Annotated in this window: 26 protein-coding genes; 15 read left to right on the top strand and 11 right to left on the bottom strand. The window is 60.5% G+C overall.

The window, feature by feature from the left end:
- Positions 1 to 4 precede the first annotated feature (4 nt).
- The 9 genes from hemL (at position 5) to rfbA (ending at position 9,240) form a co-directional block, all read left to right on the top strand.
- Positions 5 to 1,351 carry a glutamate-1-semialdehyde 2,1-aminomutase gene (hemL, locus tag HMPREF2787_RS03350; RefSeq protein ID WP_049190552.1) on the top strand — a complete coding sequence of 449 codons (1,347 nt, stop codon included), beginning with the start codon at positions 5 to 7 and terminating at the stop codon, positions 1,349 to 1,351.
- 7 nt (positions 1,352 to 1,358) lie between these two features.
- Complete coding sequence (locus tag HMPREF2787_RS03345; RefSeq protein ID WP_076772585.1) at positions 1,359 to 2,057, top strand: histidine phosphatase family protein; 699 nt, start codon at positions 1,359 to 1,361, stop codon at positions 2,055 to 2,057.
- Positions 2,058 to 2,112: 55 nt separating this feature from the next.
- Positions 2,113 to 2,727 (top strand): TlpA disulfide reductase family protein, encoded by a 615-nt coding sequence (locus tag HMPREF2787_RS03340; protein WP_016421995.1) that lies wholly within the window; start codon positions 2,113 to 2,115, stop codon positions 2,725 to 2,727.
- 23 nt (positions 2,728 to 2,750) lie between these two features.
- The gene (locus HMPREF2787_RS03335) at positions 2,751 to 3,611 is read left to right on the top strand and encodes a cytochrome c biogenesis CcdA family protein (RefSeq protein ID WP_070546392.1); all 861 of its coding nucleotides are present in this window, start codon (positions 2,751 to 2,753) and stop codon (positions 3,609 to 3,611) included.
- A 14-nt stretch (positions 3,612 to 3,625) separates the two neighbouring features.
- Complete coding sequence (locus HMPREF2787_RS03330; protein ID WP_016421997.1) at positions 3,626 to 5,314, top strand: cytochrome c biogenesis protein ResB; 1,689 nt, start codon at positions 3,626 to 3,628, stop codon at positions 5,312 to 5,314.
- A gap of 172 nt (positions 5,315 to 5,486) precedes the next feature.
- Positions 5,487 to 6,497, top strand: coding sequence for a c-type cytochrome biogenesis protein CcsB (ccsB, locus tag HMPREF2787_RS03325; protein ID WP_070858387.1), 1,011 nt, complete (start codon positions 5,487 to 5,489; stop codon positions 6,495 to 6,497).
- Between the two features lie 51 nt (positions 6,498 to 6,548).
- Positions 6,549 to 7,541: a dTDP-glucose 4,6-dehydratase gene (gene rfbB, locus HMPREF2787_RS03320; RefSeq protein ID WP_070858386.1), complete on the top strand. Its 993-nt coding sequence runs from the start codon at positions 6,549 to 6,551 to the stop codon at positions 7,539 to 7,541.
- 113 nt (positions 7,542 to 7,654) lie between these two features.
- A complete protein-coding gene (locus HMPREF2787_RS03315; protein WP_070858385.1) occupies positions 7,655 to 8,344 on the top strand; it encodes a dTDP-4-dehydrorhamnose 3,5-epimerase family protein in 690 nt (229 codons plus the stop codon).
- 20 nt (positions 8,345 to 8,364) lie between these two features.
- Positions 8,365 to 9,240, top strand: a complete 876-nt coding sequence (rfbA, locus tag HMPREF2787_RS03310; protein WP_070858384.1) for a glucose-1-phosphate thymidylyltransferase RfbA — start codon at positions 8,365 to 8,367, stop codon at positions 9,238 to 9,240.
- Here the strand turns inward: rfbA and HMPREF2787_RS03305 are convergent.
- Positions 9,237 to 9,503: a hypothetical protein gene (locus HMPREF2787_RS03305; protein ID WP_070858383.1), complete on the bottom strand. Its 267-nt coding sequence runs from the start codon at positions 9,501 to 9,503 to the stop codon at positions 9,237 to 9,239. The genes rfbA and HMPREF2787_RS03305 overlap by 4 nt on opposite strands.
- 192 nt (positions 9,504 to 9,695) lie before the next feature.
- On the opposite strand from HMPREF2787_RS03305, the gene HMPREF2787_RS03300 reads away from it, so the two are divergent.
- Positions 9,696 to 10,070, top strand: a complete 375-nt coding sequence (locus tag HMPREF2787_RS03300; RefSeq protein WP_070858382.1) for a DUF4229 domain-containing protein — start codon at positions 9,696 to 9,698, stop codon at positions 10,068 to 10,070.
- Here the strand turns inward: HMPREF2787_RS03300 and HMPREF2787_RS03295 are convergent.
- Genes HMPREF2787_RS03295 through menE form a run of 3 tightly spaced genes read right to left on the bottom strand, consistent with a single transcriptional unit; the run spans position 10,067 to position 13,338 of the window.
- Positions 10,067 to 11,227: an alpha/beta fold hydrolase gene (locus HMPREF2787_RS03295; protein WP_083326646.1), complete on the bottom strand. Its 1,161-nt coding sequence runs from the start codon at positions 11,225 to 11,227 to the stop codon at positions 10,067 to 10,069. The two genes, HMPREF2787_RS03300 and HMPREF2787_RS03295, sit on opposite strands and share 4 nt — an antisense overlap.
- 9 nt (positions 11,228 to 11,236) lie before the next feature.
- Positions 11,237 to 12,133: a 1,4-dihydroxy-2-naphthoate polyprenyltransferase gene (locus HMPREF2787_RS03290; RefSeq protein ID WP_049192984.1), complete on the bottom strand. Its 897-nt coding sequence runs from the start codon at positions 12,131 to 12,133 to the stop codon at positions 11,237 to 11,239.
- Positions 12,134 to 12,189: 56 nt separating this feature from the next.
- Positions 12,190 to 13,338 (bottom strand): o-succinylbenzoate--CoA ligase, encoded by a 1,149-nt coding sequence (gene menE, locus HMPREF2787_RS03285; protein ID WP_070546365.1) that lies wholly within the window; start codon positions 13,336 to 13,338, stop codon positions 12,190 to 12,192.
- Between the two features lie 102 nt (positions 13,339 to 13,440).
- On the opposite strand from menE, the gene msrA reads away from it, so the two are divergent.
- Together msrA and HMPREF2787_RS03275 are read left to right on the top strand one after the other, a co-directional pair.
- On the top strand, positions 13,441 to 14,097 hold the full coding sequence (gene msrA, locus HMPREF2787_RS03280; protein ID WP_016422007.1) for a peptide-methionine (S)-S-oxide reductase MsrA: 657 nt from the start codon (positions 13,441 to 13,443) through the stop codon (positions 14,095 to 14,097).
- A 99-nt stretch (positions 14,098 to 14,196) separates the two neighbouring features.
- Positions 14,197 to 15,375 carry a YkvI family membrane protein gene (locus tag HMPREF2787_RS03275; protein ID WP_069359108.1) on the top strand — a complete coding sequence of 393 codons (1,179 nt, stop codon included), beginning with the start codon at positions 14,197 to 14,199 and terminating at the stop codon, positions 15,373 to 15,375.
- Positions 15,376 to 15,401: 26 nt separating this feature from the next.
- On the opposite strand, the gene HMPREF2787_RS03270 is transcribed toward HMPREF2787_RS03275, so the two are convergent.
- The 6 genes from HMPREF2787_RS03270 to HMPREF2787_RS03245 all read right to left on the bottom strand — a co-directional run bounded on the left by HMPREF2787_RS03270 (position 15,402) and on the right by HMPREF2787_RS03245 (position 21,194).
- Positions 15,402 to 16,835: an ABC-2 family transporter permease gene (locus HMPREF2787_RS03270; RefSeq protein ID WP_070858381.1), complete on the bottom strand. Its 1,434-nt coding sequence runs from the start codon at positions 16,833 to 16,835 to the stop codon at positions 15,402 to 15,404.
- A complete protein-coding gene (locus HMPREF2787_RS03265; RefSeq protein WP_070858380.1) occupies positions 16,832 to 17,575 on the bottom strand; it encodes an ABC transporter ATP-binding protein in 744 nt (247 codons plus the stop codon). The genes HMPREF2787_RS03270 and HMPREF2787_RS03265 overlap by 4 nt, the downstream gene beginning before the upstream one ends.
- A 116-nt stretch (positions 17,576 to 17,691) precedes the next feature.
- Entirely contained in the window at positions 17,692 to 18,399 is a 708-nt protein-coding gene (locus HMPREF2787_RS03260; RefSeq protein ID WP_069359105.1) for a response regulator, read from the bottom strand.
- A gap of 52 nt (positions 18,400 to 18,451) precedes the next feature.
- Positions 18,452 to 19,681: a sensor histidine kinase gene (locus tag HMPREF2787_RS03255; protein ID WP_070858379.1), complete on the bottom strand. Its 1,230-nt coding sequence runs from the start codon at positions 19,679 to 19,681 to the stop codon at positions 18,452 to 18,454.
- Positions 19,682 to 19,714: 33 nt separating this feature from the next.
- Positions 19,715 to 20,395, bottom strand: a complete 681-nt coding sequence (locus tag HMPREF2787_RS03250) for an alpha-ketoglutarate-dependent dioxygenase AlkB family protein (RefSeq protein ID WP_070858378.1) — start codon at positions 20,393 to 20,395, stop codon at positions 19,715 to 19,717.
- 16 nt (positions 20,396 to 20,411) lie between these two features.
- Complete coding sequence (locus tag HMPREF2787_RS03245) at positions 20,412 to 21,194, bottom strand: SDR family oxidoreductase (protein ID WP_048759274.1); 783 nt, start codon at positions 21,192 to 21,194, stop codon at positions 20,412 to 20,414.
- Between the two features lie 139 nt (positions 21,195 to 21,333).
- Between HMPREF2787_RS03245 and arfB the strand changes: the two genes are divergently transcribed.
- Both arfB and pdxY read left to right on the top strand, forming a co-directional pair.
- Positions 21,334 to 21,777 (top strand): alternative ribosome rescue aminoacyl-tRNA hydrolase ArfB, encoded by a 444-nt coding sequence (gene arfB, locus HMPREF2787_RS03240; protein WP_070858377.1) that lies wholly within the window; start codon positions 21,334 to 21,336, stop codon positions 21,775 to 21,777.
- Between the two features lie 40 nt (positions 21,778 to 21,817).
- Complete coding sequence (gene pdxY, locus HMPREF2787_RS03235) at positions 21,818 to 22,744, top strand: pyridoxal kinase PdxY (RefSeq protein ID WP_232250834.1); 927 nt, start codon at positions 21,818 to 21,820, stop codon at positions 22,742 to 22,744.
- A 65-nt stretch (positions 22,745 to 22,809) separates the two neighbouring features.
- Here pdxY and HMPREF2787_RS03230 read toward each other — a convergent pair whose 3' ends face one another.
- Entirely contained in the window at positions 22,810 to 23,790 is a 981-nt protein-coding gene (locus HMPREF2787_RS03230; protein WP_016422029.1) for a 1,4-dihydroxy-2-naphthoyl-CoA synthase, read from the bottom strand.
- 13 nt (positions 23,791 to 23,803) lie between these two features.
- Here HMPREF2787_RS03230 and HMPREF2787_RS03225 point away from each other — a divergent pair, with 13 nt between their 5' ends.
- Entirely contained in the window at positions 23,804 to 24,829 is a 1,026-nt protein-coding gene (locus HMPREF2787_RS03225; RefSeq protein WP_049172344.1) for an o-succinylbenzoate synthase, read from the top strand.
- Positions 24,830 to 24,895 lie beyond the last annotated feature (66 nt).

The following is a 24,895-nucleotide window of genomic DNA, read 5'->3' as shown; positions in this document are numbered from 1 at the left end:
TACGATGGTCACCGTGACTCAAGACATTAATGCTCCTCATGTCCCAGAAAACGTTGAGCTCACCGATCGTTCGGCAGAGTTCTTTACGCAGGCTCAGGCAGTGACGCCGGGTGGCGTGAACTCGCCGGTCCGCGCCTTCGGTTCCGTCGGTGGCACCCCACGTTTCATTGACCACGCCGCGGGCTCTCGTCTCGTGGATGTTGATGGTAACGAATATGTGGACTTGGTCTGCTCGTGGGGTCCAATGATTCTGGGCCACGCGCACCCGGCAGTGGTGGAGGCCGTTCAGAGCGCCGCCACTCGCGGTTTGTCTTTCGGCGCTCCGACCACGGCTGAGACCGACCTGGCTCGTCACATCGTTGAGCGCACGTCGGTAGATGAGGTGCGTCTGGTCAACTCCGGCACTGAGGCCACTATGTCCGCAGTACGCCTGGCTCGCGGTTTCACTGGCCGTTCCAAGATCATCAAGTTCGCCGGCTGCTACCACGGTCACGTGGACGCGCTGCTGGCATCGGCCGGTTCCGGTGTCGCTACTTTTGGTCTGCCGGATTCGCCGGGTGTCACCGGTGCATCGGCTGCCGACACCATTGTTGTTCCTTATAACGACATTGAGGCCGTCAAGGCCGCATTCGCTGAGAACCCGGGCGAGATTGCCTGTGTCATCACTGAGGCGGCAGCGGGCAACATGGGTACCGTCGCACCGCAGGACAACTTCAACGCGAAGTTGAAGGAAGTCTGCCACGCAGACGGCGCACTGCTGATTCTCGATGAGGTCATGACTGGCTTCCGCGCTTCCTACAACGGCTGGTACGGCATTGATGGTGTGGCCGGTGACCTGACCACCTTCGGCAAGGTCGTCTCCGGTGGTCTGCCGGCAGCTGCCTTCGGTGGTCGCCGCGACGTCATGGAGTACTTGGCTCCGAACGGTCCGGTGTACCAGGCAGGCACACTCTCCGGTAACCCGGTCGCTATGGCAGCTGGCCTGGCCAACCTGGAGAATGCCACGAAGGATGTCTATGACACCGTCGCAGCCAATGCAGATCGCCTGGCCACGATTCTGTCCGACGCCCTGACCAAGCAGGGCGTGGCCCACCACATTCAGCGTGCGGGCACGATGCTCTCGCCACGCTTCGCCGAGGGCGAGGGCCATAACTTTGAGCAGATGCAGGCAGCGGATACTTTCCGCTACCCGGCTTTCTTCCACGCCCTACTGGCCAATGGTGTCTACCCGCCGGCTTCTTGCTACGAGACCTGGTTCGTCTCCGCTGCGCTGACCGACGCCGACTTCGAGATTATCGAGCGTGCAGCAGCCCGCGCGGCCGAGGCGGCGGCAACCGCCAAGCCGGAGTAGGTGACACGTGCCGAACAAGACCAATTCGCAGGCAGCACAGCAGGAATCGCAGCCGACACAGCCGGAAAACCAGGCGTCTAAGCGTGCAACAAAGCACGCCAAGACCACGGTCGTACATCTCGTCCGCCACGGCGAGGTTTATAACCCGGATAAGATTCTCTACGGTCGCCTGCCCGGCTGGCACTTGTCTGAGCGCGGTCAGCGTCAGGCAGCGGCCACGGCCTCGTCCTTCGAAGGCCACGACATCCGCTACTTCGCCTGTTCCCCGCTACAGCGCACGCAGGAAACCTCACGGCCCTTCACCGAGATAATCGGCATGAAGCCGACCCTGGATGAAGATTTGCTGGAGGCTGGCAACTCCTTTGAGGGTTTACACATCAAGGGCATTGACTCCGCACTGTGGAATCCGAAGTACTGGCCACGGCTGCGTCGTCCGAGCGTGCCCAGTTGGGGCGAGCCCTACGAGGAGATCGCGGACCGTATGTTCCACGCCATCGAGCGAGCCCGCGAGGCCGCCGAAGGAGCGGAAGCGGTGCTGGTGACGCACCAGCTGTGCATCATTGCAGCTCAGCGTCGTGCGCGGTACTTGAAGCTCGCCCACAACCCGGCAACTAGGCAGTGCGATCTGGCCAGCGTGACCTCCTTGGTCTTCGTCGGCGACACCATTGTCGACGTGCGCTACAGTGAACCGGCCGGTCACCTGTAAGGTGAATAGATAGTTTTGTTGAAGTTTCACTGACCCCCGGAAGGTGGCACCCCAAGTGGCCAAGGTCTCATCGTCCCGAATTGCAGCAACGCTAGCGGCAGCAACTCTGTCTCTGTCGCTCGCAGCATGTAACCCCGGAGATTCAGTGGGACACGATGCCGTTGCCGTCGGCGGTCAGTTCGAGTTTGTTTCTCCAGGGGGTCAGCAGATCATTGACTACGCACCCGAGGAGCGCAAACCGGTCGGCAAGGTGTTCGGTCCTTCTCTAGAGGACGACGACAAGAAAATCTCCCTCGATGACTTCAAGGACCAGATTGTGGTCCTAAACGCCTGGGGGCAGTGGTGCGCACCGTGCCGATCCGAATCGGATGACCTGCAGTATGTCCAGGAACAGATGGAAGAGCAAGGTATCGGCACCGTTCTCGGCATCAACGTCCGCGACAATGTCCGCCAGGCTCCCATCGACTTTGTGAAGGACAACGGCATCACCTACCCGTCCATCTATGACCCGGCCTTCGTCAACGCCAGCGCACTCGGCGGCATCCCGGCTTCGGTGATTCCGACAACCATCATTCTGGACAAGCAGCACCGCCCGGCCAAGGTCTTCCTCCGCGAGGTCGATCACACCATGCTGATGAAGGCTGTTAATGAAGTGAAGGCGGAGGGCTAGGCCCCAGCATGGGAACTCTTGCCATGGACACGATTTATCTTGCCGATGGCATCGGCCAGCAGTTCGCCGACGCCGCCACCGGCGGTCCCATCCTATTAGGCCTGCTCGCTGCTGCGCTGGCTGGTCTCGTCTCGTTTGCCAGCCCGTGCGTCATTCCGCTCGTGCCCGGTTACGTCTCGTATCTCACCGGTCTTTCCGGAGCATCGGGGGCGCAGGGCCAGGGCTTGACGACGGGCACTGCGGACGCAACCGCCGTCGATAAGCGTGACGGCGATGGAGGGCGTGGCAAGCGTTCCGCAACTGCCCGCGTCGGCCTGGCTGCGTTGCTGTTCGTGCTGGGCTTCACTGTCATTTTCGTGCTGGGGTCGGCCTCAATTTTCGGGCTCGTGTCCACGCTGCGTCTGCAGGCGCGCACGCTGACGATTGTCGGTGGCGTGGTGACCATCGTGATGGGACTCGCCTTCATGGGCATGGTGCCGGCGCTGCAGAAGGACACCCGCATGGCGCCGAAGCGCTGGACCACGTGGCTGGGAGCGCCACTGCTTGGCGCGGTGTTCGCGCTGGGGTGGACGCCGTGTCTGGGCCCGACGCTGACTGCAATTATTTCGGTGTCCGCGGGCACGCAGGGTATGACCGCGGCCAGGGGAGTGGCGCTGATTATCGCTTACTGCCTGGGGCTGGGGCTGCCGTTCATTTTGGTGGCGCTGGGGTCGGCACGCGCGATGCGTGGAGTGGACTTCCTGCGTAAGCACTCGCGAACTATTCAGCTCATCGGTGGTGTGGCGCTGGTGCTGGTCGGAATTGCCCTGGTCACGGGACTGTGGGATGTTTTTGTTGCCTGGGTTCAGGCCGCTTTTATTACTGATACGGTAACGCCAATTTAGTGAAAGATTTTTCGATGTCGGTGAATTGGAATAAGGTACGACAGCCCTTCCAGCAGGTCTGGAACTGGTTGACCAGCATGCGCACAGCGCTGATTCTGCTGTTCATCCTCGCTTTCGCAGCGGTTCCGGGCGCCCTGTTGCCACAGCGCTCGCTGAATAAGGACAAGGTCGACCAGTATCTTGCCGCCAACGGCAAGACCGCCGAGATCATGGATAAGCTGCAGCTTTTCGATGTCTTCTCGTCCGTCTGGTTCGTCGCCATCGTGGCATTGCTGCTGATTTCCCTGGTTGGCTGCATTATTCCGCGCACCATCGACCACTACAAGGCCATGAAGACGCCACCGGCCAAGGCGCCGAAACGGTTGGCGCGTCTTCCGCTTCACGACGAAGCCGTGGTCGATGCCTCTGCGGATGAAGTTTCTAAGCGGGTGCGTGAGCGCCTGAACAAGTGGGCGTTGACCGAGACTCCAGCAGATGAAGATCGCGCTGGGGCACGATCCTTTTCCGCGGAGAAGGGATACCTGCGTGAGTTTGGCAACCTGGTGTTCCACCTGGGCATTGCGCTGCTGATTATCATCGTCGGCTTGGGCCGCATGATCTATTACGAGGGTCAGGTCATTTTGCTGACCAACACCGGCACCGAGATTTCTGACGACAACGTCAATAGCGCGGTGGGCGTTCCGTTCTGTAACACCGCTGCTGCGAACTATGACTCGCTGCGTGCTGGCAACACCTTCGACGGTACAACTCTGAACCCGTTCTGTATTCAGGTCGATGACTTCTTCGCCGATTACCTGCCGAACGGTCAGGCCAAGATGTTTACCTCTCATATCCGATTCGCAGAAGAAGAGGATATGCGCAAGCCGGTCGATGAGTGGGAAAAGACCACGCTGCAGGTCAACCATCCGCTGCGCGTCGCCGGTGACCGTGTGTACCTGCAGGGGCACGGCTTTGCCCCGGCCTTTAAGGTGACCTGGCCGAATGGCGAGTCGCGTACGTCGATTGTCCAGTTCCGTCCGGATGATCCGACCTTCTTCCTGTCCTCTGGTGCGCTGCGCTTCGACCCACCAGCAGGCATGTACCCGGACTTGTTCGAGCGCCGCCAGAACCAGATTGCAATCGAGGGACTGTTCGCTCCGACCGCGGAGTTTACTGGTGAAAAGGGTGCTCTGCTGCAGTCCTCTTACCCGGCGATGCAAGACCCGGCCGTGGCTGTCGACATCTACCGCGGCGACGCGGGCTTGGACACCGGTCGTTCGCAGGGGCTGTTTTCCCTCGACCGCGATCTGATGCACTCGGGTCAGCTGGCTAAGGAAGCCCGCGTCAACCTCAAGCAGGGCGAATCCACCGAGCTTGCCGACGGCACCAAGATTGAATTCCTCGGTGCGAAGGAATTCGTCAACTTGCAGGTTTCGCACGATCCCACGCAGTTCTGGGTGCTGGTGGCAACTGTGGCCGCACTGGCGGGCATGGTTCTTTCGTTGGGCATTAAGCGCCGACGTGTTTGGGTGCGCATGTTCCCGCTGGAAGATGGCCGCACTCGCGTTGAGTTCGGTGGCCTTGCCCGCACCGACAAGGCAGGTTGGGGCGAGGAGTTCCAGTACATCGTAGATGACATCCTGGAACGTGACAGTGATGACGAGGATGCTGCTGACAACAATGCTGCGACCGACGAGAGCGCGGACGACAAGGACAAAAGCTAACTGACCACTAAGTCTGGTCCATCATTACTGCAGGGTGAATGCGCGGGGGCGAGAATTGCGCCTCCGCGCATTTTTGCGTCCCCCGTGTCCCCGGTCCCCTTTTGCTTAGTCCTGCTTTAGTACTAGGGTTTGAAGAAGTATTCCGCTAATTCCACACTTTGGAGCCAAGTACATGCTCGTCAATAAGACACTGGCGCAGTTTTCGGACTGGTCGTACTTCACGGCCTTCGCCTTTTATCTTTTGGCCTTTGTTGTATCCATTGCCTACTACAGCCGTCGTATCGCGGCCGCTGAAGCTAAGAGCCAGGTTGCGGAACGCGAGCTGGTAGCCGCCGGCGCTGGTGATGGAGCTACCACCGCTAGTGTTGCTGACTCGGGGGAGTCGGCGATGAAGTTGTCGGCAAGCGAGCCTAGGAACCAGGCGCTGACGAACCGACTCGGCGTTGTGACGGAAATGCTGATTTACGTCGGTGTAGCCGTGCACTTTGCATCGGTGCTATTGCGTGGCCTGGCCGTGCAGCGTTTCCCGTGGGGCAACCTCTACGAGTACGTATCAGTTTCAATCCTCTTTGCTATGGCAATTGCAGCTGGCGTACTGCATCGTGAGGCCATGCGCGTGTTCTGGCCGTGGATGCTGGTACCGATTCTGGCGCTGATGTTCTACGGGGGTAAGAACCTATATGTTGAGGCTGCTCCAGTGGTGCCGGCACTGCAGTCGATTTGGATTCCGATTCACGTCTCGATTATTTCTATCGGCTGCAGTATTGCACTGATTTCCGGTGTCGCGTCGATTCTCTACATGCTGCGGATGTACAACCGCAAGGACAACGAAAAGGGTTTCCTGGGCAAGCTGGTCGCGCCGCTGCCGGACGCGCAGAAGCTGGATGCAATTGCTTACCGCACCGCTATTTGGTCTTTCCCGCTGTTCGGTCTGGGCATTGTGCTGGGCGCTATTTGGGCGGAGTCCGCATGGGGCCGCTACTGGGGCTGGGATCCGAAGGAGACCACTGCTCTGATTACCTGGATTATCTACGCTCTGTACCTGCACGCTCGCGCGACCTCGGGTTGGCGTAATACCAAAGCCGCGTGGATTAATATCTTCGGTTTCGCGACCATGGTGTTCAACCTCTTCTTCATCAATATGGTGGTTTCGGGTCTGCACTCGTACGCTGGCCTGAACTAAGCTTTCATACTTGTACAAGCCGGCACCGCCGGGTGAACTAGAATCGCTTCCATGCGTGTTCTCGTCACCGGTGGTGCCGGCTTTATTGGTTCCAACTTTGTTCTCCGAACTCTGGCTACACGGCCAAATGTGAATGTCACGGTGCTTGACGCGTTCACCTATGCCGCGAACCCCGCCAGCTTGGATGGGGCGGACTGCGAAATTATTCGCGGCGATGTCCGTGACGCGGAGCTGATCGATCGCCTCGTTCCCCGCTTCGACGTCGTCATCCACTTCGCCGCCGAGAGCCATAACGACAACTCGCTGGTGGATGCCGATCCCTTCGTCACCACCAACGTCATGGGCACTGTGAATCTGGCGAAGGCCTGTGCCACCCACGATGTTCGCCTCCACCACATCTCCACAGACGAGGTCTTTGGCGATCTCGCTCTCGATGATCCAGCACGCTTTACGACGGCCACCGCGTACAAACCCTCCAGCCCTTATTCGGCCTCCAAGGCGTCTGCGGACCACTTTGTCCGGGCGTGGGTGCGTAGCTTTGGGCTGGCTGCGACGATTAGTAACTGCTCGAACAATTACGGCCCTAGGCAGCATCCGGAGAAGCTGATTCCTCGGCAGATTTGTGGTCTGCTGCGCGGTCGTAGCCCTCGTGTGTACGGCACCGGCGAGAATGTTCGGGACTGGATTCACGTCGATGACCACAACGATGCGGTCTGGGCAATCCTGGCTGCCGGCGAGGTGGGGGAGACCTACCTTATCGGTGCCGATGGCGAGCGTTCCAACCTCGACGTGGTCGGAGACATCCTGGAGGGCTTCGGACGTGTGCGGTCCGATTTCGTCCATGTCACTGACCGCCCGGGGCATGATCGTCGTTATGCGATTGATCCCGCATCCATCCATACCCTTGGCTGGCAGCCGCGTTACCAAGACTTTTCCGCGGGTCTCGCCGAGACCATTGACTGGTATCGCGCCAACGAGTCCTGGTGGGCTGCGGCCTACGATGCCGCTGAGGCTGGCTACGCCGAGCGCGAGCAGGAGTTGTAGGAGTTGTAGTTCGTTGTCGGAGCACGCCTAGCACACTCCCAGCGCACGCCCTCAGCGCACGCTCAACGCGTGCCACAGCCACAGCCCGGATGCCGCGTCTACACTTGTTACCCATGAGCCCTAAGAGCACATTCCAGCCCACTTCCATCGACGGCGTTTTCACCTTCGAACCGGTCATCCACGGCGATAGCCGCGGTAGTTTCCACGAGTGGTATCGCCTCGACGCATTCGCCGAGGCCACGGGCTACCCGTTCTTCCCGGAGCAGGCCAACATGAGTGTCTCCGCCGCAGGTGTTGTCCGCGGCCTTCACTTCGCCGACGTCAGCACTGCGCCAGATGGTCACCCCGGCCAGGCCAAACTGGTTACTTGCTCCGCGGGCCACATCCTCGACATCGCAGTTGACCTGCGTCGCGGCTCCGACACATTCGGCAAGGTCGAGGTTTTCGAGCTCGACAGCAAGACCCGCCGAGTGGTCTATCTGCCCAACGGCATCGGACATGGCTTCGTCTCGCTTGCCGACGACTCCGTGCTTACCTACCTCACTTCCACCGGTTACAAACCGGAGGCTGAGCGTGCAGTCAGCATCCAGGACCCGACTCTCGGAATTGACCTGGCCGCGCTACTGGCCAAGGGTGGTCTCACCGAAGCGGACATGATTCTCTCCGAGCGCGATCAGAAGGCTCCGACCATCGAGCAGTTCGAGGCTGAAGGTAATAAGCTCCCCAGCGAGTTTGACTGCAAGGATTTGGAGAACATGGCTCGCGACGAATGGGCAATCGCCAACGAAGCGGCTGGGCAGTAAGGCAGAAAGGCGCGAGCACTATGAAGGGCATCATCCTCGCAGGTGGCACCGGCTCTCGGCTGTTTCCAATCACACTTGGTGTAAGCAAGCAGCTGGTTCCCGTCTATGACAAGCCGATGATTTACTACCCGCTGAGCACGCTGATGCTAGCAGGAATCAGGGACATCCTTGTCATCACTACGCCACATGATGCCCCGCAGTTTGAGCGTCTACTTGGCGACGGCTCGCAGTGGGGCCTCAACCTCACCTTTGCAACCCAAGACGAGCCCCGTGGTCTCGCTGAAGCATTCATCATCGGTGCGGACCACATCGGCGATGACTCCGTTGCGCTCATCCTCGGCGACAACATCTTTTACGGTGCTGGCTTGGGCACGCAGCTGCGCCGCTTCCATGACGTCGATGGCGGAGCGATCTTCGCCTACTGGGTCGCAGATCCCACCGCCTATGGAGTCGTGGACTTTGATCAAAGCGGCAAGGCCGTGGCGATTCAGGAGAAGCCGAAGAAACCACGCAGCCATTTCGCGGTGCCTGGTTTGTACTTCTATGACGCCGAGGTTGTAGAAATAGCGCGCTCGCTGCAACCGTCGTCACGCGGCGAATTGGAAATCACGGATGTTAACCGCGCCTACTTGGAGCGTGGAAAACTGCAGGTAGAGGTGCTGCCGCGCGGCACGGCGTGGCTGGATACGGGCACGGTGGACAATCTGATGGCCGCGGGCGATTTCGTGCGCACGATTGAGCAGCGCCAGGGGCTAAAGATTGGCTCGCCGGAAGAGGTGGCATGGCGCATGGGGTTCATTGACGATGCAGCGCTTAGCGCGCGTGCCGACACCCTCAGCGCCAGCGGCTACGGGGAGTATCTGCAGCAGTTGTTGCTGAGAGGCAAGGACGTTTAGGCGGTTTCACCGGGATTATCAGGGTTGTCGTCCTGCTCGCGTTCGCGCCGTTCCTGTAGCTCCTGCTCACGTTTACGGCGATCGAATTCGGCCTTCTTAAGCTTCCAGAGGAACTCCGGATCATCGTCGGGAGCGAGCGGACGGGGTTCCGGTTGCGGAGCAGAAATACGTCGCATGCCGTTGCCTCGACTGCCGGGGCCAAATGCTTTCCACAGCATGACTACGACAAGGATGATGAACAGCAGCAGAATGAGCCGACCCATGTAATAGCTAACCTCCTGGATTTACCGACTAGAATACGCAACGAGTCCCGTAGTGCCCACGAGGGGTATCGCAACGCAGGCGGTACGGCGTACAGAGTTCGTTAGGGTACAAAGGAACGTTGGACACGAACAGCCATGGACGCTAACAACGTCGGGCGCAGCACAGGCGTAACACGTAGAGGTGAGGGTTTAATGACCAATCCAGCAGAGCAGGACAAAAAGGCTTTTGAGGCTCAGTCGGAGGCAGCTCCGAAGCAGTCAGCTCCTGGTCCGAAGAATGCTGGTCGCGGCAATGCCATGAAGGGTCTGTTCTGGTACGGCCTTGCGCGTCTGCTGCTGTTCCTGGTGCTGTTCTTCGTTCTGCTCGTGATTATTTACCTCGTTAATGTGCAGATTCCGGCTGCAATCACGGCTGTGTTTGCGTTGATTATTGCGATGCCGCTGTCGGTGTTTGTGTTCCCGAAGCTGCGCGTCCAGGCCAATGAGTCGGTTGCAGCGTGGTCGGAGAACCGCCGCGCGCACAAGGAATACATTGCGCAGCAGATTAAGGACCGCGAGGAAAACTAGCGCACCTTTTCCAACACCCGCTCGATTGCTCGGTTCACTGCTTCCGGAGCTTCCAGCGGCAGCATGTGGCCGGCACCGTCGACTTCAACCAGTTCGGCGTCCGGCCACTTTTCCATAATTAGGTCTGCTTGCTTGCGGGGAGTGACATCGTCCTTAGTGCCCACCAGTACTGCCCCTGGCAAACCCGCCAAGTAAGGTCCGGCCGCGAACTCGTCATGTTCCTGCAGGTCGTCTAGGTATCCCACGAAAGTTTCCAGCGGCGTCTCATTGATCATGGCCGCGTGGAACTCGATGATCTCGTAATCGGTGCGCCGGGCGAATACAGCAACTGCCAACGACGGCGCCATCAGCGACGCGATTGCCTCGCGGAATTTGCGAATCTCCTTCGGTGAGGACTCAATTGCATTGCGCGCCGCATCCGCGACCGGGGACGCGAGAATCTGCGGTACACCCTGGGCGGCTAGCTTGTCGATAGACGTGGAAATCAACACCACACCCGCTATCCGACGGCGAATACTTTCCTCGGCAGCCCGAACCATGTGCAGTGCAATCAAACCGCCCAGTGAATGCCCAACAACGATGAGTTTTCCGGTCGCGGCACGCTCCGCGATCACGGCCAGCGCATCGGCCGCAGCACCTTCGACTGTGCAGAGTGAAGCCGGAACCGCTCCGGTCTGGCCGTGGCCGCGTAGATCCATAGTCAACAGGCGTGCTTCCGGGTGCGACTTTCGCAGCGGGTTGAACTGCCGGTACCAGGACTCGCCAGCCAGGGTGAAGCCGTGGATAAAGACGATGGTGACGGGTTCTTTGGCGGGCTCGCTAGGTTCAACCTCGTACCAGTGCACCGGAATATCGGTGGTGACAGCATCCGGTTTGTCGCTGGCTTCCCGCTCGTCATCCTTGGTCGCAATCTCGGCTGTGACCGGTGCGGTCTTGATATGCACCACGCCGGTTGACGTGAGATTGGTCAGGCCCGGTGTGCGAGTCTGTGAATGCAGCGCGCCGTGCTCGAGCGCCAGTCGGCGGCGTCCCGATTTGGTCAGGCGCAGAGCAGCGCTGCGGGCGAAAGCTGGAGCCTTGGCTGCTGTGTCGCCAACTCTGGTTGCGGCCTCCTTGGCGTCGTCAAGCGCCTTGTGTGTCAGTGTGCGGAAGTCCATCGGTACCCCCTAGCTGAGCGCGAGTGCGAGTGCCGTGATGACGGACCAGGCAAGCATCATCTTGCCGGTAAGCCCCAGTACCGGGATGAGCTCCTTGCCTTTCTTATGCATGCGGATTGGCTCGGAGGCCTTCACCCACAGCGGCACGATGAGCAGACCCACCAGGGCCCATGGGCGCCAGAACGCGATAAAGATGCTAGCCAGGGCGGGCATGAGGGAGAGAATCTGCCAGACGATGCGGGTGCGGAAGTCGCCCAGGCGAACTGCCAACGTGATCTTGCCGGTGGCGGCGTCGGTGGGGATGTCGCGCAAGTTGTTCGCCAGGTTCACGGCAGAAGACACCGAACCAATACCAATTGCGCAGGCCAGGCCGACCCAAGACAGCGAGCCCGTCTGGGTGAATTCCGTGCCGAGCACCGCGACGAGACCGAAGAAGACGAAGACCGAGACCTCGCCAAGTCCGCGATAACCGTAGGGATTTTTACCGCCGGTGTAGAACCACGCAGCCGCGATGCACAGTGCACCGACCAGAATGAGCCACCACGCGCTCATCAGGGACAGCGCCACACCGGCAAGACCGGCGACACCAAAGGAACCGAACGCCGCGTACTTCACAACCTTCGGCTCGACCAGACCAGAACCCGTCAGGCGCAGCGGGCCCGAGCGGTCATCGTCAGTGCCGCGGATGCCATCGGAGTAGTCGTTGGCGAAGTTCACGCCCACAATCAACGCCCATGCGACAACCAGCGCGAGCACCGCACGTCCCCAGATAATCGGCGCGTGCGTCGATGCCGCTCCGACACCGACGATGACCGGCGCAAACGCATTCGCCCAGGTATGGGGGCGCGCGCCTTCCAGCCAATCGCTTAACGACGCCGTTGCAGGACTCTTTGGTGCTTCAGACATGAATTAATAATAGGACGTGACACCAAATGCCTTGAACTAATGCGTGTCTGAATGAGCTAAAAGAGCGCCGCGACTTTCTTCCGGTCGACCTTGCCCGGACCAATCAGTGGCAGAGCCTCCACACGACGCAGGTCCTTCGGAATCATCCAGTGATTGATTCGCCCGGCGTCTTCAGCATCGCCGAGCTCGTCCATAATATCGCCGAGCTCAGCCGTGCCTTCATACGCTGCGACGATGGCTTGGCCGAGCCGTGGGTGCGGCACGCCCACCACGCAGGCACCTGTTACTCCGTCGATGGCGAGCAGTTCACGTTCGAGAACTTCCGGGTGCAGTTTCAACCCGCCGGAGTCGATGATGGTGTCCAAGCGGCCCGTGATGACCAGTCGGCCATCGCGGATCTCGCCCGCATCGGAGGTGGCGAACCAACCTGGTTTATGGAAAGCCTCGTGACCGGGCGCGTTGCGGTAACCGTGTGCAATCATCGGCCCGCCCAGCCAAACACGACCATTTTCGATGGCGACCTGTGCACCCTCGATGGGCTGTCCGTCGTAGACGCAGCCGCCGGCTGTCTCGGAGGAACCATAGGTGGTTACGACGTTGATGCCGAGCTCTTCGGCCCGCGCTGCCACCTGCGGGTTCAAAGCTGCGCCGCCGACAAGGACGGCATCAAACAGGCGCAGGGCTGCCGCACCAAAGGGTTCTTCCATAGCCTTGGCCAGCTGCATCGGAGCCAGCGACGTGTAGGCGCGATCGCTGGTGAGGGTCTCGGCGCCGTCGGCGAATGCGGCAACATCAAAACCGTCGGTCACATCCACACACACCGGATCCGTGCCAGCGAGCAGCGAACGAATGAGAACCTGCAGGCCAGCGATATGGTAGGCCGGCATCGCCAGCATCCACTGTCCTTCACCGCCGAGCCACTGATGTGTAGCGGTAGCAGAGGAGACCAAGTTATCCACCGTCAGCTGTGCACCCTTCGGTGTGCCGGTGGAACCGGAAGTGCCGACAACAAGCGCGATGGACTCATCAATCGGCTCACCTGCGCGTTGCGAGTTCCGCAAGATTGAGGCGCGCGTGCCGTCGTGAAGCGGAACGGGAAGAAGAGAGACCTCACCGTCCAGCGCGGCGCGGAGGTCGGGCAGGATGGCGGTCGGGTCGTGGGGATTGACGGAAAGCAGGCTGAGCGTACGCACAACCCAAACCATAGCCCGTGTTGTGCCGTAGTTTCTGGTGGCGAGGTCGGAACAATCGTGGCCTCGGGCGCGTTGCGCAGACCAAAGACAGTCATAGATAGAAAGGCGTAGAAGATGGGTTGGATTTTTGGCAGGTCCGCAGAGCTGGTGCCGGAAGATGAGGCGCTCAAGGGCGGCTCGCACCCGGTGTTGGAAAATCCGAAGCCGCATGCGGTGCTCGGCACGCCGATCACCGGCCCATGGGAGGAAGGCCAGGAGGTCGTCTACATCGGGATTGGCTGTTACTGGGGCGCTGAGAAGCTGTTTTGGGAAACACCGGGCGTGCTCAGCACATCGGTCGGGTTCGCCGGTGGCGTGACGCCAAATCCCACCTACCGCGAGTCCTGCACCGGACGCACCAACCACACCGAGATTGTGGAGGTCGTCTACGACCCGGAGCAGATTAGCTTCGACCAGCTGATCGCCAAGGCCTTCGAAGCCCACGATCCCACGCAGGGCTACCGCCAGGGTAATGATGTCGGCACGCAGTACCGTTCCGCGATCTACACGACGACGCCCGAGCAAGCGCGCCGGGCACAGGAGATCGCCGATGCCTACGCGCCGAAGCTTGCCGACGCTGGCCTGGGGGCCATCACCACGGAGATTAAGCCACTCGCGGAGACTCCGGCAGGGGAGTACTACCGAGCCGAGGATGAGCATCAGCAGTACTTGTTTAAGAATCCGAACGGCTACTGCCCAGTGCATTCGACCGGCGTGGCCTGCGGAATTTAAAGGCGAAGCTTTTTAGAACGGTCAGTCGCGATTAGTAAAACTCACTGAGAAAAGTAAGGTGGTTATATCAATCAGATAGTCGAATAGGAGTGAACCCTTGTGGTGAAGCAAGTACTGCGCGTTGCATTTGCCTTCGTCGGCGTGGTCGTCGGCGCGGGCTTTGCGACGGGTCAGGAAATCATGCAATACTTCGTCGCCTTTGGCATCAATGGTGTCTGGGGTGCCGTTCTCTCAGCGGTGATCATGAGCCTGATGGCGATGATCATTTTGCAGCTGGGAAGCTACTTTCAGGCCAGCGAGCACGGCGAAGTTTTCCGACGCGTATCGCACCCCATCTTCTCGCGAGTACTGGACATTGGCGTGATTATCACGCTCTTCGCCACAGGGTTCGTCATGTTCGCCGGTGCCGGTGCCAACATGGAGCAGCAGTGGGGCATCCCCGTGTGGATCGGTGCCGTAATCATGGTGCTGGTTACCATTGCAGCCGGTTTCCTCGATGTTGACCGAGTGACCACAGTGATCGGTTCCATCACGCCGTTTATCGTCGGCTTTATTCTGCTGGCCAGTGTTTATACGCTGGCGTTCACCGATGCCACCCCAGCCGCGGAGCAGGCAGCTGCCGTTGCGGAAGTCCCGACCACTCTGCCGAACTGGGTTGTCGCCGCAGTGAACTATGTCGGTTTTAACCTGATGGTTGCGGTTTCCATGGCGATTGTTATTGGCGGTAGCCTGTTCAATCCCCGCGCCGCTGGAGCCGGTGGGTTTACCGGTGGTTTGATCTACTCCGCGATGCTGCTGATCACCACCATCACGTTGTTCCACACTGTTGGTACCGTCGCCACCGATGCCGTGCCAATGCTCACCGTCATTAATCGACTGCACCCGTGGCTAGGCCAGGCCATGGCCGTGGTAATCCTTGGCATGATCTTCAACACGGCACTTGGCATGTTCTACGCACTGGGGCGTCGCGTCACCGCAAATCACCCGGAAAAATTCAAGATTGTCTACGTCGCGCTGGTCTTGCTCGGTTTCGCCTTGAGCTTCATGGGCTTCCAGAACCTAATCGGTTGGGTCTACCCAATCCTGGGCTACATCGGTCTGCTGCTCATTACTGTCATGCTTGTTGCCTGGTTGCGCGGCCGCGAGCGCATCAGTGAAGAGACTTCCCGCCGCAAGCGCATCTTCCGCCTGGTCCGCCGTGGCCGGAACAAGGAGGCCCGCGAGGAGATTGAAGACTCCAACCTCAGTGTCGAAGAGGTTCGCGAGGCGATCGAGTAGTAGGTGGGCTGCTCGTAGCGCCGCCGTCAGTCTTGGGATCGGATCGCCTTCAATGATGTCGCCCGAGCCCAAGCCACGAACGCCGCCATCACAATGGCGGACACGAGAACCATCACTGGCCACCGCTCGGGGTAATCACGGACTACCCAAGTCCATCCCCATTCCGAGGTCCACCACAACGGTGAGGCGCTGAGGACATCACCGCCAACCATCACCGCCCAACCGCCGAGCGCGACCGAGACAAAGATTGCGGCCGCCACACTTCGACGCGCAATTAAGCCGGTCACGGCCACAATCATCGCGGCCACAAGAGACGCGATTACCGCCTGGTACGGCCAGGGGTTAATGCCCGTCTGGCTATTGGTCTCGCCGCCTGCACCACTGATAACCACCGCAACCACCAGCACCGGCAGGAGAAACGCCATATCCAAGGCAAACAGTCGGAGCGTGATGCTGCGTCGCGCACGCCGATACATCAGTGCTGGCCAGGCATCGGCTTGCGAAGTCCATGTCATGATGGCCACCACGGTTGCGGCCGTCGGCACGCAGACGAAACTCAGCAGCCCCAGCGCATACTCCGGGTTCCACACCACACGCACGACCGCAAGTCCGGCAAGCATCAGCGCTGCGAGACTCCACCAGGTGCGCCAGGGAAGGGTCGCGCTCATGCCATGGCTTAACGACGAAGTGCTGCGTTCCCGGCCCGTCGGCAAGCTGAGAGATTTTCCGTGCGCAAGCAATGCGATGGCAAATAGACCTAGCCCGAGGAGTAAATGCAGCAACGCGGGCGGCAGGATGGCGATGTTCCAGATCTCGCTGTCGGCGGGAGCCGAGATGGAATTAGCCTGCACTCCGTGGATAGGTAACGTTGGGCGGATTGCCCAGGTCCACGGGAGAACTTTCCAGTTTGGGCTCATGGCGTCCAGTGTTCCTGCGATGGCCCAAGCGATGGAAGCGAGCGGAGCGAGGAAGAGAGCTGCGCGTGGCACAAGGCGCCATAGGGCAAGGCCGAATGTCCAGAAGACGAAGAATGACAACGTGCTAAAGAGCGTGAATTGCAATGCGGTGCTCACGCTCCGGGCAAGGAGTGCAGCCATCAATGCGTGACCGAGGGCCGCGGAGGCAATGACAGTGGCTGCGCGGGCAAGGAGCACTCGAGTGCCCGAGATATTGCGCCAGATTAGGCCGCCTTGGCGGAGTTTTTCTTCACGGTTTTGGCCGATGACGGACGTAATAGCAGCCAGGGGAGGAAGCAGGATAAGCGAGTAGATGTGGGCGCTCGCCATGGCGGTGGCGTCAACGCCTCTAGAAAAGACCATGCTGACCAGAGCGATTGCCACCATGATGATGGGAAGAAACATGGTGAGTGACCACTTTGCCCGCAGTAGCTCGGCGCGGAAGTAGCGGCGGGCAGGAACGGTGCGCGTGTTAAGAGTGCGCGTGTGCGGTTGAGTGCTCATCGGGCAACACCTACTGCGGTGAAGAAAGCTTGCTCGAGGGATTGACCAGCAGCCGCAAAGTCAGCCAGCGGGCCTTCGTAGACCAGTCGGCCACCAGCAAGGACGCCAAGGTGGTCAACGCTCTTCTCGACCTCTCCGAGTTGATGGGAGGACACCACGACGGCCTTGCCACTAGCGGCAAGATTTCGCAACAAGGTGCGCAGGCCCACGATAGCTTCGGGGTCGAGGCCGTTGGTGGGCTCGTCGAGAAGCACAATGTCGGGGTCGGTGAGCAGCGCCATCGCCAGCGAGAGACGAACCTTCATGCCCGTTGAGAAAGCGCGGGCACGCTTGTTGCCCGAGTGCAGCCCCACCATGTCGAGGACTTCGGCGATACGGCTCTTGTCCGTGCCGGTCAGGTGCGCGTGAACCTTGAGGTTGTCGGTGGCTGAGAGCTGTGGGTAGAACGCCGGGCCATTGATGGAGGCGCCGATGCGGTCCAGGTCGACAACGGACCACGGGTGTCCCGCGATGCTGATTTCACCGGAGTAGGGAATTAGCCCAAGCACCGTGCTCATCAACGTGGATTTACCTGCGCCGTTGAGTCCCAATAGTCCGTAGACCTCGCCGGCACGGACGCTCATATCGAGGCCGTTTAGGACAGGTTCGTTCTTGCCGTAGGAGACAGTGATGCCGCGCAGCTGAAGGAGGGGAGCGGCGGCATCTGCGGAAGGGCCTGAGGTAGGGGTTGGTGCGTTCATGCCTTAAGTAATAGGAGTGTTTGGCACGGTTCGCGCCCTCCCTGAGGATGAGGTGGCGGAAATATCCTCCCTAGGGAGGAGACGATAGCGAGGATGACGGTACCAGCGAGGAGAAGCTACAGCAGCCCGTTTTTCGCAGCCCAAATGACAAGATCCACGCGACTGCGTGAGCCCGTCTTGGTCAACAGGGATTTCACATGGGTTTTCACTGTCGTTGTAGCGACAACCAACCTGCGAGCAATTTCGTCATTGGAAAGCCCTTGGCAGACGAGGTTCAAAATCTCCTGTTCGCGGGGTGTGAATTGGGTTCCTGTGTGAGTGGGGTCTGAGTCAGCGCCATGTGTCGAGAACGCTCTCGCTGGCTGTCCTGAGTGCGGTGCGCGCGGTGAAACATGCCGCAACACCATCGGCGTCACCTTCGGATCGATGACTCCTTCACCACGGTGGATACGCATGATGGCCGAAAGCAGCTCACGGGGATTGGAGTCTTTGAGCAAAAAGCCTGCGGCCCCAGCTTCTAAAGCGCCGAGCACCAGGTCTTCTTCGCGGAAAGTGGTCAGTACCAGGACTTTCGGAGTGGATGTGCGAGCCGCACCTCCGGACGGCACGCCTTGCACAATCTGTCGTGTGGCCTCGATACCGTCCATCACGGGCATTCGAATGTCCATGACGACCACATCCGCACCGGAGGCACGACGCACAGCCTCGGCGCCGTCGCCCACGGCACCAATGACTTTCATCTGCGGGTGGGCATCAATAAGCTGCGCGAAAGACTGTCGAATCAGAGCCTGATCTTCAGCCACTAGTACTCGAATTACACCCATTGCTCGTCTTTCTCGACAGAATCGCCAGTCAGCCTTGCTTCGGTCGAACTGCTTACAGCCGAATACTGACGCGGAACATGCCGTCGCTTTCACCATAAGTCATCTCACCACCGAGCTGCGCCACGCGTTCATCCAGACCAATCAGGCCAGCGCCAGCTCGCTTCCTGGGTTCCAAAGTATCGCTCGCAGCCCGATTTGCGGTCACCAAATGTACCCGCGCCGGGCTGTCATCAGCATCGGCAGGTGGATCGATTACCAGTGCCAGCTGACCAGCGCCCGATGAGTGCTTGGCCATATTCGCGGCCAACTCCGTCACTGCCCGCACCAAAGTCAAACGCTTCGCGAGTGGCCAATCCGCCAGGTCTCCATAAGACTCCGGCAGAGTCACCGAAACATCGCGACCCGGCGGACAAACTGCCGCAACCAGACGCGGAATCTCATTCGGGTCAGCGCTAATCTCGCCGCCATCACGTAGCGCATCGACAAGCGCATGCACATCCCGCAACGATTGTTCTGCGGTCTGGGCAATACCTTCCAGCGTGGTCTTTTCAGCAGCGGATTCCGCTCGTGAGCCATCCATCTCCGCCAGGTACAGAGCGGTTTGGGCCTGAACCTTAATAGAGGTGAGTCCGTGCCCCACGACGTCGTGAAGCTCCCGGGACAACTCCAGTTTGTTGCGCGCCACGACGTTCTCCAACTCTGCGGCATGTTCCTCGGCGTTGATGCGCAGCCACAGTGCCACTGCGTACGCGCTCGCCGTGATGAGCACCGCCGGTAGTCCGAAGACCAATAGTCGTTCCGGGGTAAAGCCGAAGGCAGGAACTGCCGGGTTGAGGAAGCTGCCAATTAACCCTAAAAACAGCCCAACGATGCCCCAGGTGCGATTCGGTTCCCACCTGCTCACAGCCCATAGTGATAGTGGGGCAGCAACAATAATGGGGTCTAGCCCAAGGTTCACTGGGGATAGCCACACCAGCAAGGCGAGACCCGCTAGGGCACTGTACGTAACCACAAACGATGCGCGCACTGCTTTACGACGAAACGCTGCGGCTCCGGCAATCATCGCGGACAGAATCACATTGGTGACATATGTGAAGCTCGGGCCATAAGTAAGTAGCGGCGTCATGCTCAACCAGCAGCACAGCAGGAAAAAAGCCGCAATAGCGAGATCGGCAGCTGGGAATGAGCCGACAAAGAAACGTACCCGGCTGCGCCAGTCGAGTGGGGCAGGGGTCTGCGCGGTGGCAGGCTGTGCGTGCATGGAGGAAGCGGTGCGCTGCATGTGTCTAGGCTAGCGGTCGGTGGCTTGCGCGGTTTAGTGTGAGTTTTCCACTTGCCGGAATGTGATGTTGATGCGGCCCTCTTTAAGCCCGCACCCTTCCGGCAGCGTGCCCGGACGAGTCTTGGGCACACCATGAAACGCAAGCCGCTTCGAACCACCAAACACAATCACATCCCCGCTGGCGAGAGTCACGTCATCCCAGGGTTTGTTGCGGTTTTCAGTCCCGCCAATGCGGAACAGAGCCTCATCGCCGATAGAGAGTGACACAATCGGGGCAGGGGAGTTTTCGTTTCGATCCTGGTGCATCCCCATGGTGGCCCCGGGCGGGTAGTAGTTGACCAACGCCATGTCGGGCCGAAAAGTGGTGGGCCACTGGCTGAGGGATTCGTCGTAAAGCGCGGCAGCGCCGAGTGCTTCGGTAGCGAGCTGTAGCAGGTTGTCAGGCACGGGCGGGACGCGAACGCCGCCTGCGTGCGTGACGTAGCGGTAGGGATTGGTGGCCCACATGCGGCCGAGATGCAGCATAAAGACCTGCATCTGACCACTTTTGAGCTGCGGGCGAGTCATGGCCAGGGGAGTGCCGGCAACGTCGCGGGCGATGTCGCGGAGTTGCGTGATGATGCCCGCCTGCCGGTCCAGGGGAAGCCAACCCGGAAGATGAACAACTCCCGGCGTGATGCGGGCATCATCGCGCGGGAGTTGATCAAAGAGCATAGGTCTAGTTTGCCTCTTAACCCGCGATGATTGCGTTAACCGGGCGGGACAGGAACTGCGGACCAATCTTGCCCAGGTAGCGCAGGATAAAGTCCGCTGCCGACACCGAGTAGAAGTGGCGCTGGCGCTCAATGAAGTTCTGTGGGTGCGTTGCCTTCCACACGGCATCAGCGACCTGGTCCGGCGTGATGCGCACGCCAAGACGGCGGGTGGAACCAGCGGAAACGTCCGCCAGCTTGGTCTTCGCCCACAGCGGCATGATTGCGACGACGCGGATCTTGTCCTTGCGCCACTCCAGATCCAGAGCCTGCGTCAGACCAGAGACGTAGAACTTTGACGCGGAGTACGGCGCGATGTGCGGCTGGCCGTAGATGCCCGAAGCCGAACCCATGTTGACCAGGTGAGACCCCTTGGTGCGCTTCAGGTACGGGTGCGCCGCCTTCGCGCCCAGAGTCAGACCGGTGCAGTTGATGTCCACCTGCGCGCGAATAATCTCCGGCGACTGGTCAGTGATATCGCCATCGCCGATGATGCCCGCGTTATTGTCCAGCACCGTCAGCTTGCCGCCGGTGTGGGAGGTGAAGTCCGCAAGCGCGTCCTCCCACTGCTTAAAGTCCGTCACGTCCAGCTTGCCGACGATTACCTCCGGGCGCTCAGCCTTGAGCTTCGCCAGGGCATCCTCATTGATGTCGTAGACGCCGACGGTCCAGCCTGCAGCCAGGAACTTCTCGGCCACCGCGCGGCCAATGCCCTGCGCGCCGCCGGAGATGAAAATGGACGGGGAATCAGAAGTGGCCATGGTGTCTCAATCCTGCCTTTTCTTGCTGTTTTTATAAGTGGATAAATGTTATTTGCCAGCTTAGGTGAGTATTTGTTGTTTAACCGCGGATTAGAGGAAACGCGCCCTGATTACAAACGCGCCCTCTACACTGGCCACCATGAAACCCCTGAACATCCCACCAGGTCCCGGCATCCCAAAGGGCCTCGTCATCCCCGCGGCGGAGCTCACCGAACGCTTCGCGCGCTCCGGAGGGCCGGGCGGTCAGGGCGTTAACACCACGGATTCCAAGGTGCAGCTATCGGTCGATATCGCCGAGCTCAGCGTGCTTTCCGACGTCTACCGCCGCCGCGCTCTCCAGAATCTCAGCCACCGACTCGACGGCACGACACTCACCGTGTCCGTCACCACGCAGCGCTCCCAAGTGCGCAACCGCGCGGAAGCCCGGCGTCGCTTGGCGAATCTCATTCGGGAAGCCGTGCAGCCACCGCCTCCGAGGCGCCGGCGGACTCGGCCGAGTCGGGCCTCGATTGCGCGTCGTAAAGCGCAGAAGCAACGCCGCTCCGAGCTCAAAGCCAGCCGACGTCGCCCCAGCGCCTACTAGGGGATATGGGATTTTCGTGCATCCGTTGCAATATAGAGGAATGAACGAAAATCAGGTCCCTACCGAAAAGGCAGCTGAAGCCGTCGCGGAGTTCAACCGCGTGCCCTCGATCCTGTCCATCCAGTCGCATGTGAGCTACGGCCATGTGGGTAACTCCGCTGCCGTTTTCCCGCTGCAGCGCGCAGGTTTTGAAGTGTGGCCGGTCCACACCGTCGATTTCTCCAACCACACCGGCTACGGCCAGTGGCGCGGCCCGATGATTCCGGCCACGGATGTGCGCGAGGTTATCAAGGGTATCGATGAGCTGGGCAAGCTTGACGACGTCGATGCGATTATCTCCGGTTACCAGGGCGGTAGCGATATTGCGGATGTCATCATCGAGGCCGTGGCGATGGCCAAGCAGCGCAACCCGAAGGCCATTTACTCGTGTGACCCGGTGATGGGAAATGCCAAGAGCGGCTGCCACGTCTCGGATGACATTCCGCCGCTGCTGCGCGACAAGGTTGTGCCGGTGGCAGACGTGATTACGCCGAACCAGTTTGAGCTGGGATACCTGACGGGCCGCGAGGTCAACGACCTGGAGTCCACCATTGCGGCAGCCCATGCTGCTCGTGAGATGGGCCCGGAGGCCGTGCTGGTCACCAGCGTGCTGCGTCCGGAGCGCAAGGAGGGCGAGATTGAGATGCTCGCCGTCAACGGCTCGGGCGCATGGCTGGTAGCGACGCCATACTTGCCGCTAAAGCGCAACGGCTCCGGCGATGTCACGGCTGCGCTGTTTGCGGGCAACCTGCTGCGCGGTCGCGGTATTGACGGTGACCTGTCGGTCGCGTTGGGCAACACCGCGGCCAGCATCTTTGAGCTGCTGAAGGTCACGCACGAGTCCGGCTCTGGCGAGCTGGAGCTCGTGCGCGCGCAGGAGGCCTACGTTCACCCGGAGCAGCGTTTTGAGGTTACGAAGGTTCAGTAGGGCTGGGGTGCAGTAGGGCTGGGGGCTCACGCCGCTAAGCCAGCCCTAGCAGTGTCCCAACAGGCCTAGTAATAGAACGGGAACTCGTCCCAGTTCGGGTCGCGCTTTTCCAGGAACGCTTCCTTGCCCTCGACGGCCTCGTCGGTCATGTACGCCAGGCGAGTAGCCTCACCCGCGAAGACCTGCTGACCCATCAGGCCATCATCGGTCAGGTTGAAGGCGAACTTCAGCATGCGCTGCGCTGTCGGGGACTTACCGTTGATCATGCGACCCCACTCGACCGCGACATCTTCCAGCTCAGCGTGGTCCGCGACCTCGTTGACAGCACCCATGCGGTGCATGGTCTCAGCGTCGTAGGAGCGGCCGAGGAAGAAAATTTCGCGGGCAAACTTCTGACCAACCTGCTTCGCCAGGTAGGCCGAGCCATAGCCGGCATCGAAAGATCCCACGTCAGCGTCGGTCTGCTTAAAGCGAGCCTCCTGGCGTGATGCCAGCGTCAGGTCACACACCACGTGCAGGGAGTGTCCGCCACCTGCGGCCCAGCCATTGACCACAGCAATAACAACCTTCGGCATAGTGCGAATCAGGCGCTGCACCTCCAGGATGTGCAGGCGACCTCCCTCGACCTTGGCGCGCGCGGTATCGATGGTGGATGCGTCCGCGGTAGCGTCGTCATGCTCGTGGGACGTCGCGTACTGGTAGCCGGAACGACCGCGAATGCGCTGGTCACCACCCGAACAGAATGCCCAGCCACCGTCCTTGGTGCTCGGGCCGTTACCGGTCAGCAGCACTACGCCGACATCCGGGGTGCGGCGCGCGTGGTCGAGCGCGCGGTAGAGCTCGTCGACAGTGTGCGGACGGAACGCGTTACGAACCTCCGGGCGATCAAACGCAATACGCACAATGCCGTTCTCGCGGCCCTCGCCGACGTGGCGGTGGTAGGTGATGTCGGTCAAATCCTCAAAACCATCAACCGTCTTCCACTGCTCGGGGCGGAAGGGGTTATCGGTCGAGTACTTCGCGGTATCAGTCATGGCTTCCAGCATAAAGGTCTCTAGCATGAGGGGTATGTCTGTGTCCGCTGCGCCCAACATCCAGCTTCCGCCCATCGATGACATCCTCGACCGCGCCCACGTCGTCGCGCTGCCCATGGCAGTGAAATTCCGTGGCGTCACCACCCGCGAGGCACTCCTCATCGACGGCCCCGTCACCTGGGGCGAGTTCGCTCCCTTCCTGGAATACGAGGCGTCCGAGGCCGCCGCGTGGCTGCGCTCGGCCATCGAATGCGCATACGTCGGCCTGCCCATCCCGAAGCGCGAGTTTGTCGAGGTCAACGCCACCATCCCCGCCGTCACACCCGACCAGGTGCCGGAGGTCGTGGCGCGCTACCCCGGGTGCCGCACGTTTAAGGTCAAGGTCGCAGAGAGCGGCCAATCGCTTAACGACGACATCGAGCGCGTAGCCGCCGTCCGCACCGCGGTGGCGGAAGCCTATGGCTATGAACCTGTGGTGCGGGTGGATGCGAATCGTGGCTGGTCGGTGGAGCAGGCCATCCGCGCCGCTCATGAGTTGGGGCCGCTGGAGTACATGGAGCAGCCCGTTGCGACTGTCGCCGAGCTGCGCGAGGTCCGCGACGCAGTGGGGGAGTTTTGCCCGGTTGCTGCCGATGAGTCGATTCGCAAGGCCGAGGATCCGTATTTGGTTGCGCGCGAGCAGGCTGCTGACGTGGGCGTAATGAAGGTTGCGCCGCTTGGCGGGCCACGCCGTTTGCTTCGGTTGGCCGAGGAACTGGAGATGAAGGTGACCGTCGCCAGCGCCTTGGATACCGGCGTTGGTATGGCCGCGGGATTGTTCACGGCGGCGGCCCTGCCTGCTACCGAGCTGCAGCCGGAGCCGAATGCGGCGGGGTTGGCCACGTCCTCGCTGTTTATCGAGGACGTCATCGAGCCCCGGCCACTTATCGATGGCCGACTGCCCGTCACCAACCCCGCGCCCGACCCTTCCCGCCTGGCCGAGCTCGCCGCGCCGGGCCCCCGCCGCGATTGGTGGTTCGACCGCCTCCGCGCGGCGTATGCCCATCTATAACGCCAAGAAAGTGACTAGGTTTATGACACTTTGAGCCCGGTAGGTTCAGGCGGTGAATGCATCACC

It is taken from the genome of Corynebacterium sp. HMSC061H03 (assembly GCF_001838215.1).
Taxonomy (GTDB): Bacteria; Actinomycetota; Actinomycetes; order Mycobacteriales; family Mycobacteriaceae; genus Corynebacterium; species Corynebacterium jeikeium_D.
This window is presented reverse-complemented; position numbering and strand designations above follow the sequence as displayed.

What these genes read in the sequence shown, in the direction of transcription:
- hemL (WP_049190552.1), top strand. Translation starts at nt 5, where the DNA reads ATGGTCACCGTGACTCAAGACATTAATGCTCCTCATGTCCCAGAAAAC.
- HMPREF2787_RS03335 (WP_070546392.1), top strand. Translation starts at nt 2,751, where the DNA reads ATGGACACGATTTATCTTGCCGATGGCATCGGCCAGCAGTTCGCCGAC.
- HMPREF2787_RS03330 (WP_016421997.1), top strand. Translation starts at nt 3,626, where the DNA reads ATGTCGGTGAATTGGAATAAGGTACGACAGCCCTTCCAGCAGGTCTGG.
- ccsB (WP_070858387.1), top strand. Translation starts at nt 5,487, where the DNA reads ATGCTCGTCAATAAGACACTGGCGCAGTTTTCGGACTGGTCGTACTTC.
- rfbB (WP_070858386.1), top strand. Translation starts at nt 6,549, where the DNA reads ATGCGTGTTCTCGTCACCGGTGGTGCCGGCTTTATTGGTTCCAACTTT.
- HMPREF2787_RS03315 (WP_070858385.1), top strand. Translation starts at nt 7,655, where the DNA reads ATGAGCCCTAAGAGCACATTCCAGCCCACTTCCATCGACGGCGTTTTC.
- rfbA (WP_070858384.1), top strand. Translation starts at nt 8,365, where the DNA reads ATGAAGGGCATCATCCTCGCAGGTGGCACCGGCTCTCGGCTGTTTCCA.
- HMPREF2787_RS03305 (WP_070858383.1), bottom strand. Translation starts at nt 9,503, where the DNA reads ATGGGTCGGCTCATTCTGCTGCTGTTCATCATCCTTGTCGTAGTCATG.
- HMPREF2787_RS03300 (WP_070858382.1), top strand. Translation starts at nt 9,696, where the DNA reads ATGACCAATCCAGCAGAGCAGGACAAAAAGGCTTTTGAGGCTCAGTCG.
- HMPREF2787_RS03295 (WP_083326646.1), bottom strand. Translation starts at nt 11,227, where the DNA reads ATGGACTTCCGCACACTGACACACAAGGCGCTTGACGACGCCAAGGAG.
- HMPREF2787_RS03290 (WP_049192984.1), bottom strand. Translation starts at nt 12,133, where the DNA reads ATGTCTGAAGCACCAAAGAGTCCTGCAACGGCGTCGTTAAGCGATTGG.
- menE (WP_070546365.1), bottom strand. Translation starts at nt 13,338, where the DNA reads ATGGTTTGGGTTGTGCGTACGCTCAGCCTGCTTTCCGTCAATCCCCAC.
- msrA (WP_016422007.1), top strand. Translation starts at nt 13,441, where the DNA reads ATGGGTTGGATTTTTGGCAGGTCCGCAGAGCTGGTGCCGGAAGATGAG.
- HMPREF2787_RS03270 (WP_070858381.1), bottom strand. Translation starts at nt 16,835, where the DNA reads ATGAGCACTCAACCGCACACGCGCACTCTTAACACGCGCACCGTTCCT.
- HMPREF2787_RS03265 (WP_070858380.1), bottom strand. Translation starts at nt 17,575, where the DNA reads ATGAACGCACCAACCCCTACCTCAGGCCCTTCCGCAGATGCCGCCGCT.
- HMPREF2787_RS03260 (WP_069359105.1), bottom strand. Translation starts at nt 18,399, where the DNA reads ATGGGTGTAATTCGAGTACTAGTGGCTGAAGATCAGGCTCTGATTCGA.
- HMPREF2787_RS03255 (WP_070858379.1), bottom strand. Translation starts at nt 19,681, where the DNA reads ATGCAGCGCACCGCTTCCTCCATGCACGCACAGCCTGCCACCGCGCAG.
- HMPREF2787_RS03250 (WP_070858378.1), bottom strand. Translation starts at nt 20,395, where the DNA reads ATGCTCTTTGATCAACTCCCGCGCGATGATGCCCGCATCACGCCGGGA.
- HMPREF2787_RS03245 (WP_048759274.1), bottom strand. Translation starts at nt 21,194, where the DNA reads ATGGCCACTTCTGATTCCCCGTCCATTTTCATCTCCGGCGGCGCGCAG.
- arfB (WP_070858377.1), top strand. Translation starts at nt 21,334, where the DNA reads ATGAAACCCCTGAACATCCCACCAGGTCCCGGCATCCCAAAGGGCCTC.
- pdxY (WP_232250834.1), top strand. Translation starts at nt 21,818, where the DNA reads ATGAACGAAAATCAGGTCCCTACCGAAAAGGCAGCTGAAGCCGTCGCG.
- HMPREF2787_RS03230 (WP_016422029.1), bottom strand. Translation starts at nt 23,790, where the DNA reads ATGCTGGAAGCCATGACTGATACCGCGAAGTACTCGACCGATAACCCC.
- HMPREF2787_RS03225 (WP_049172344.1), top strand. Translation starts at nt 23,804, where the DNA reads ATGAGGGGTATGTCTGTGTCCGCTGCGCCCAACATCCAGCTTCCGCCC.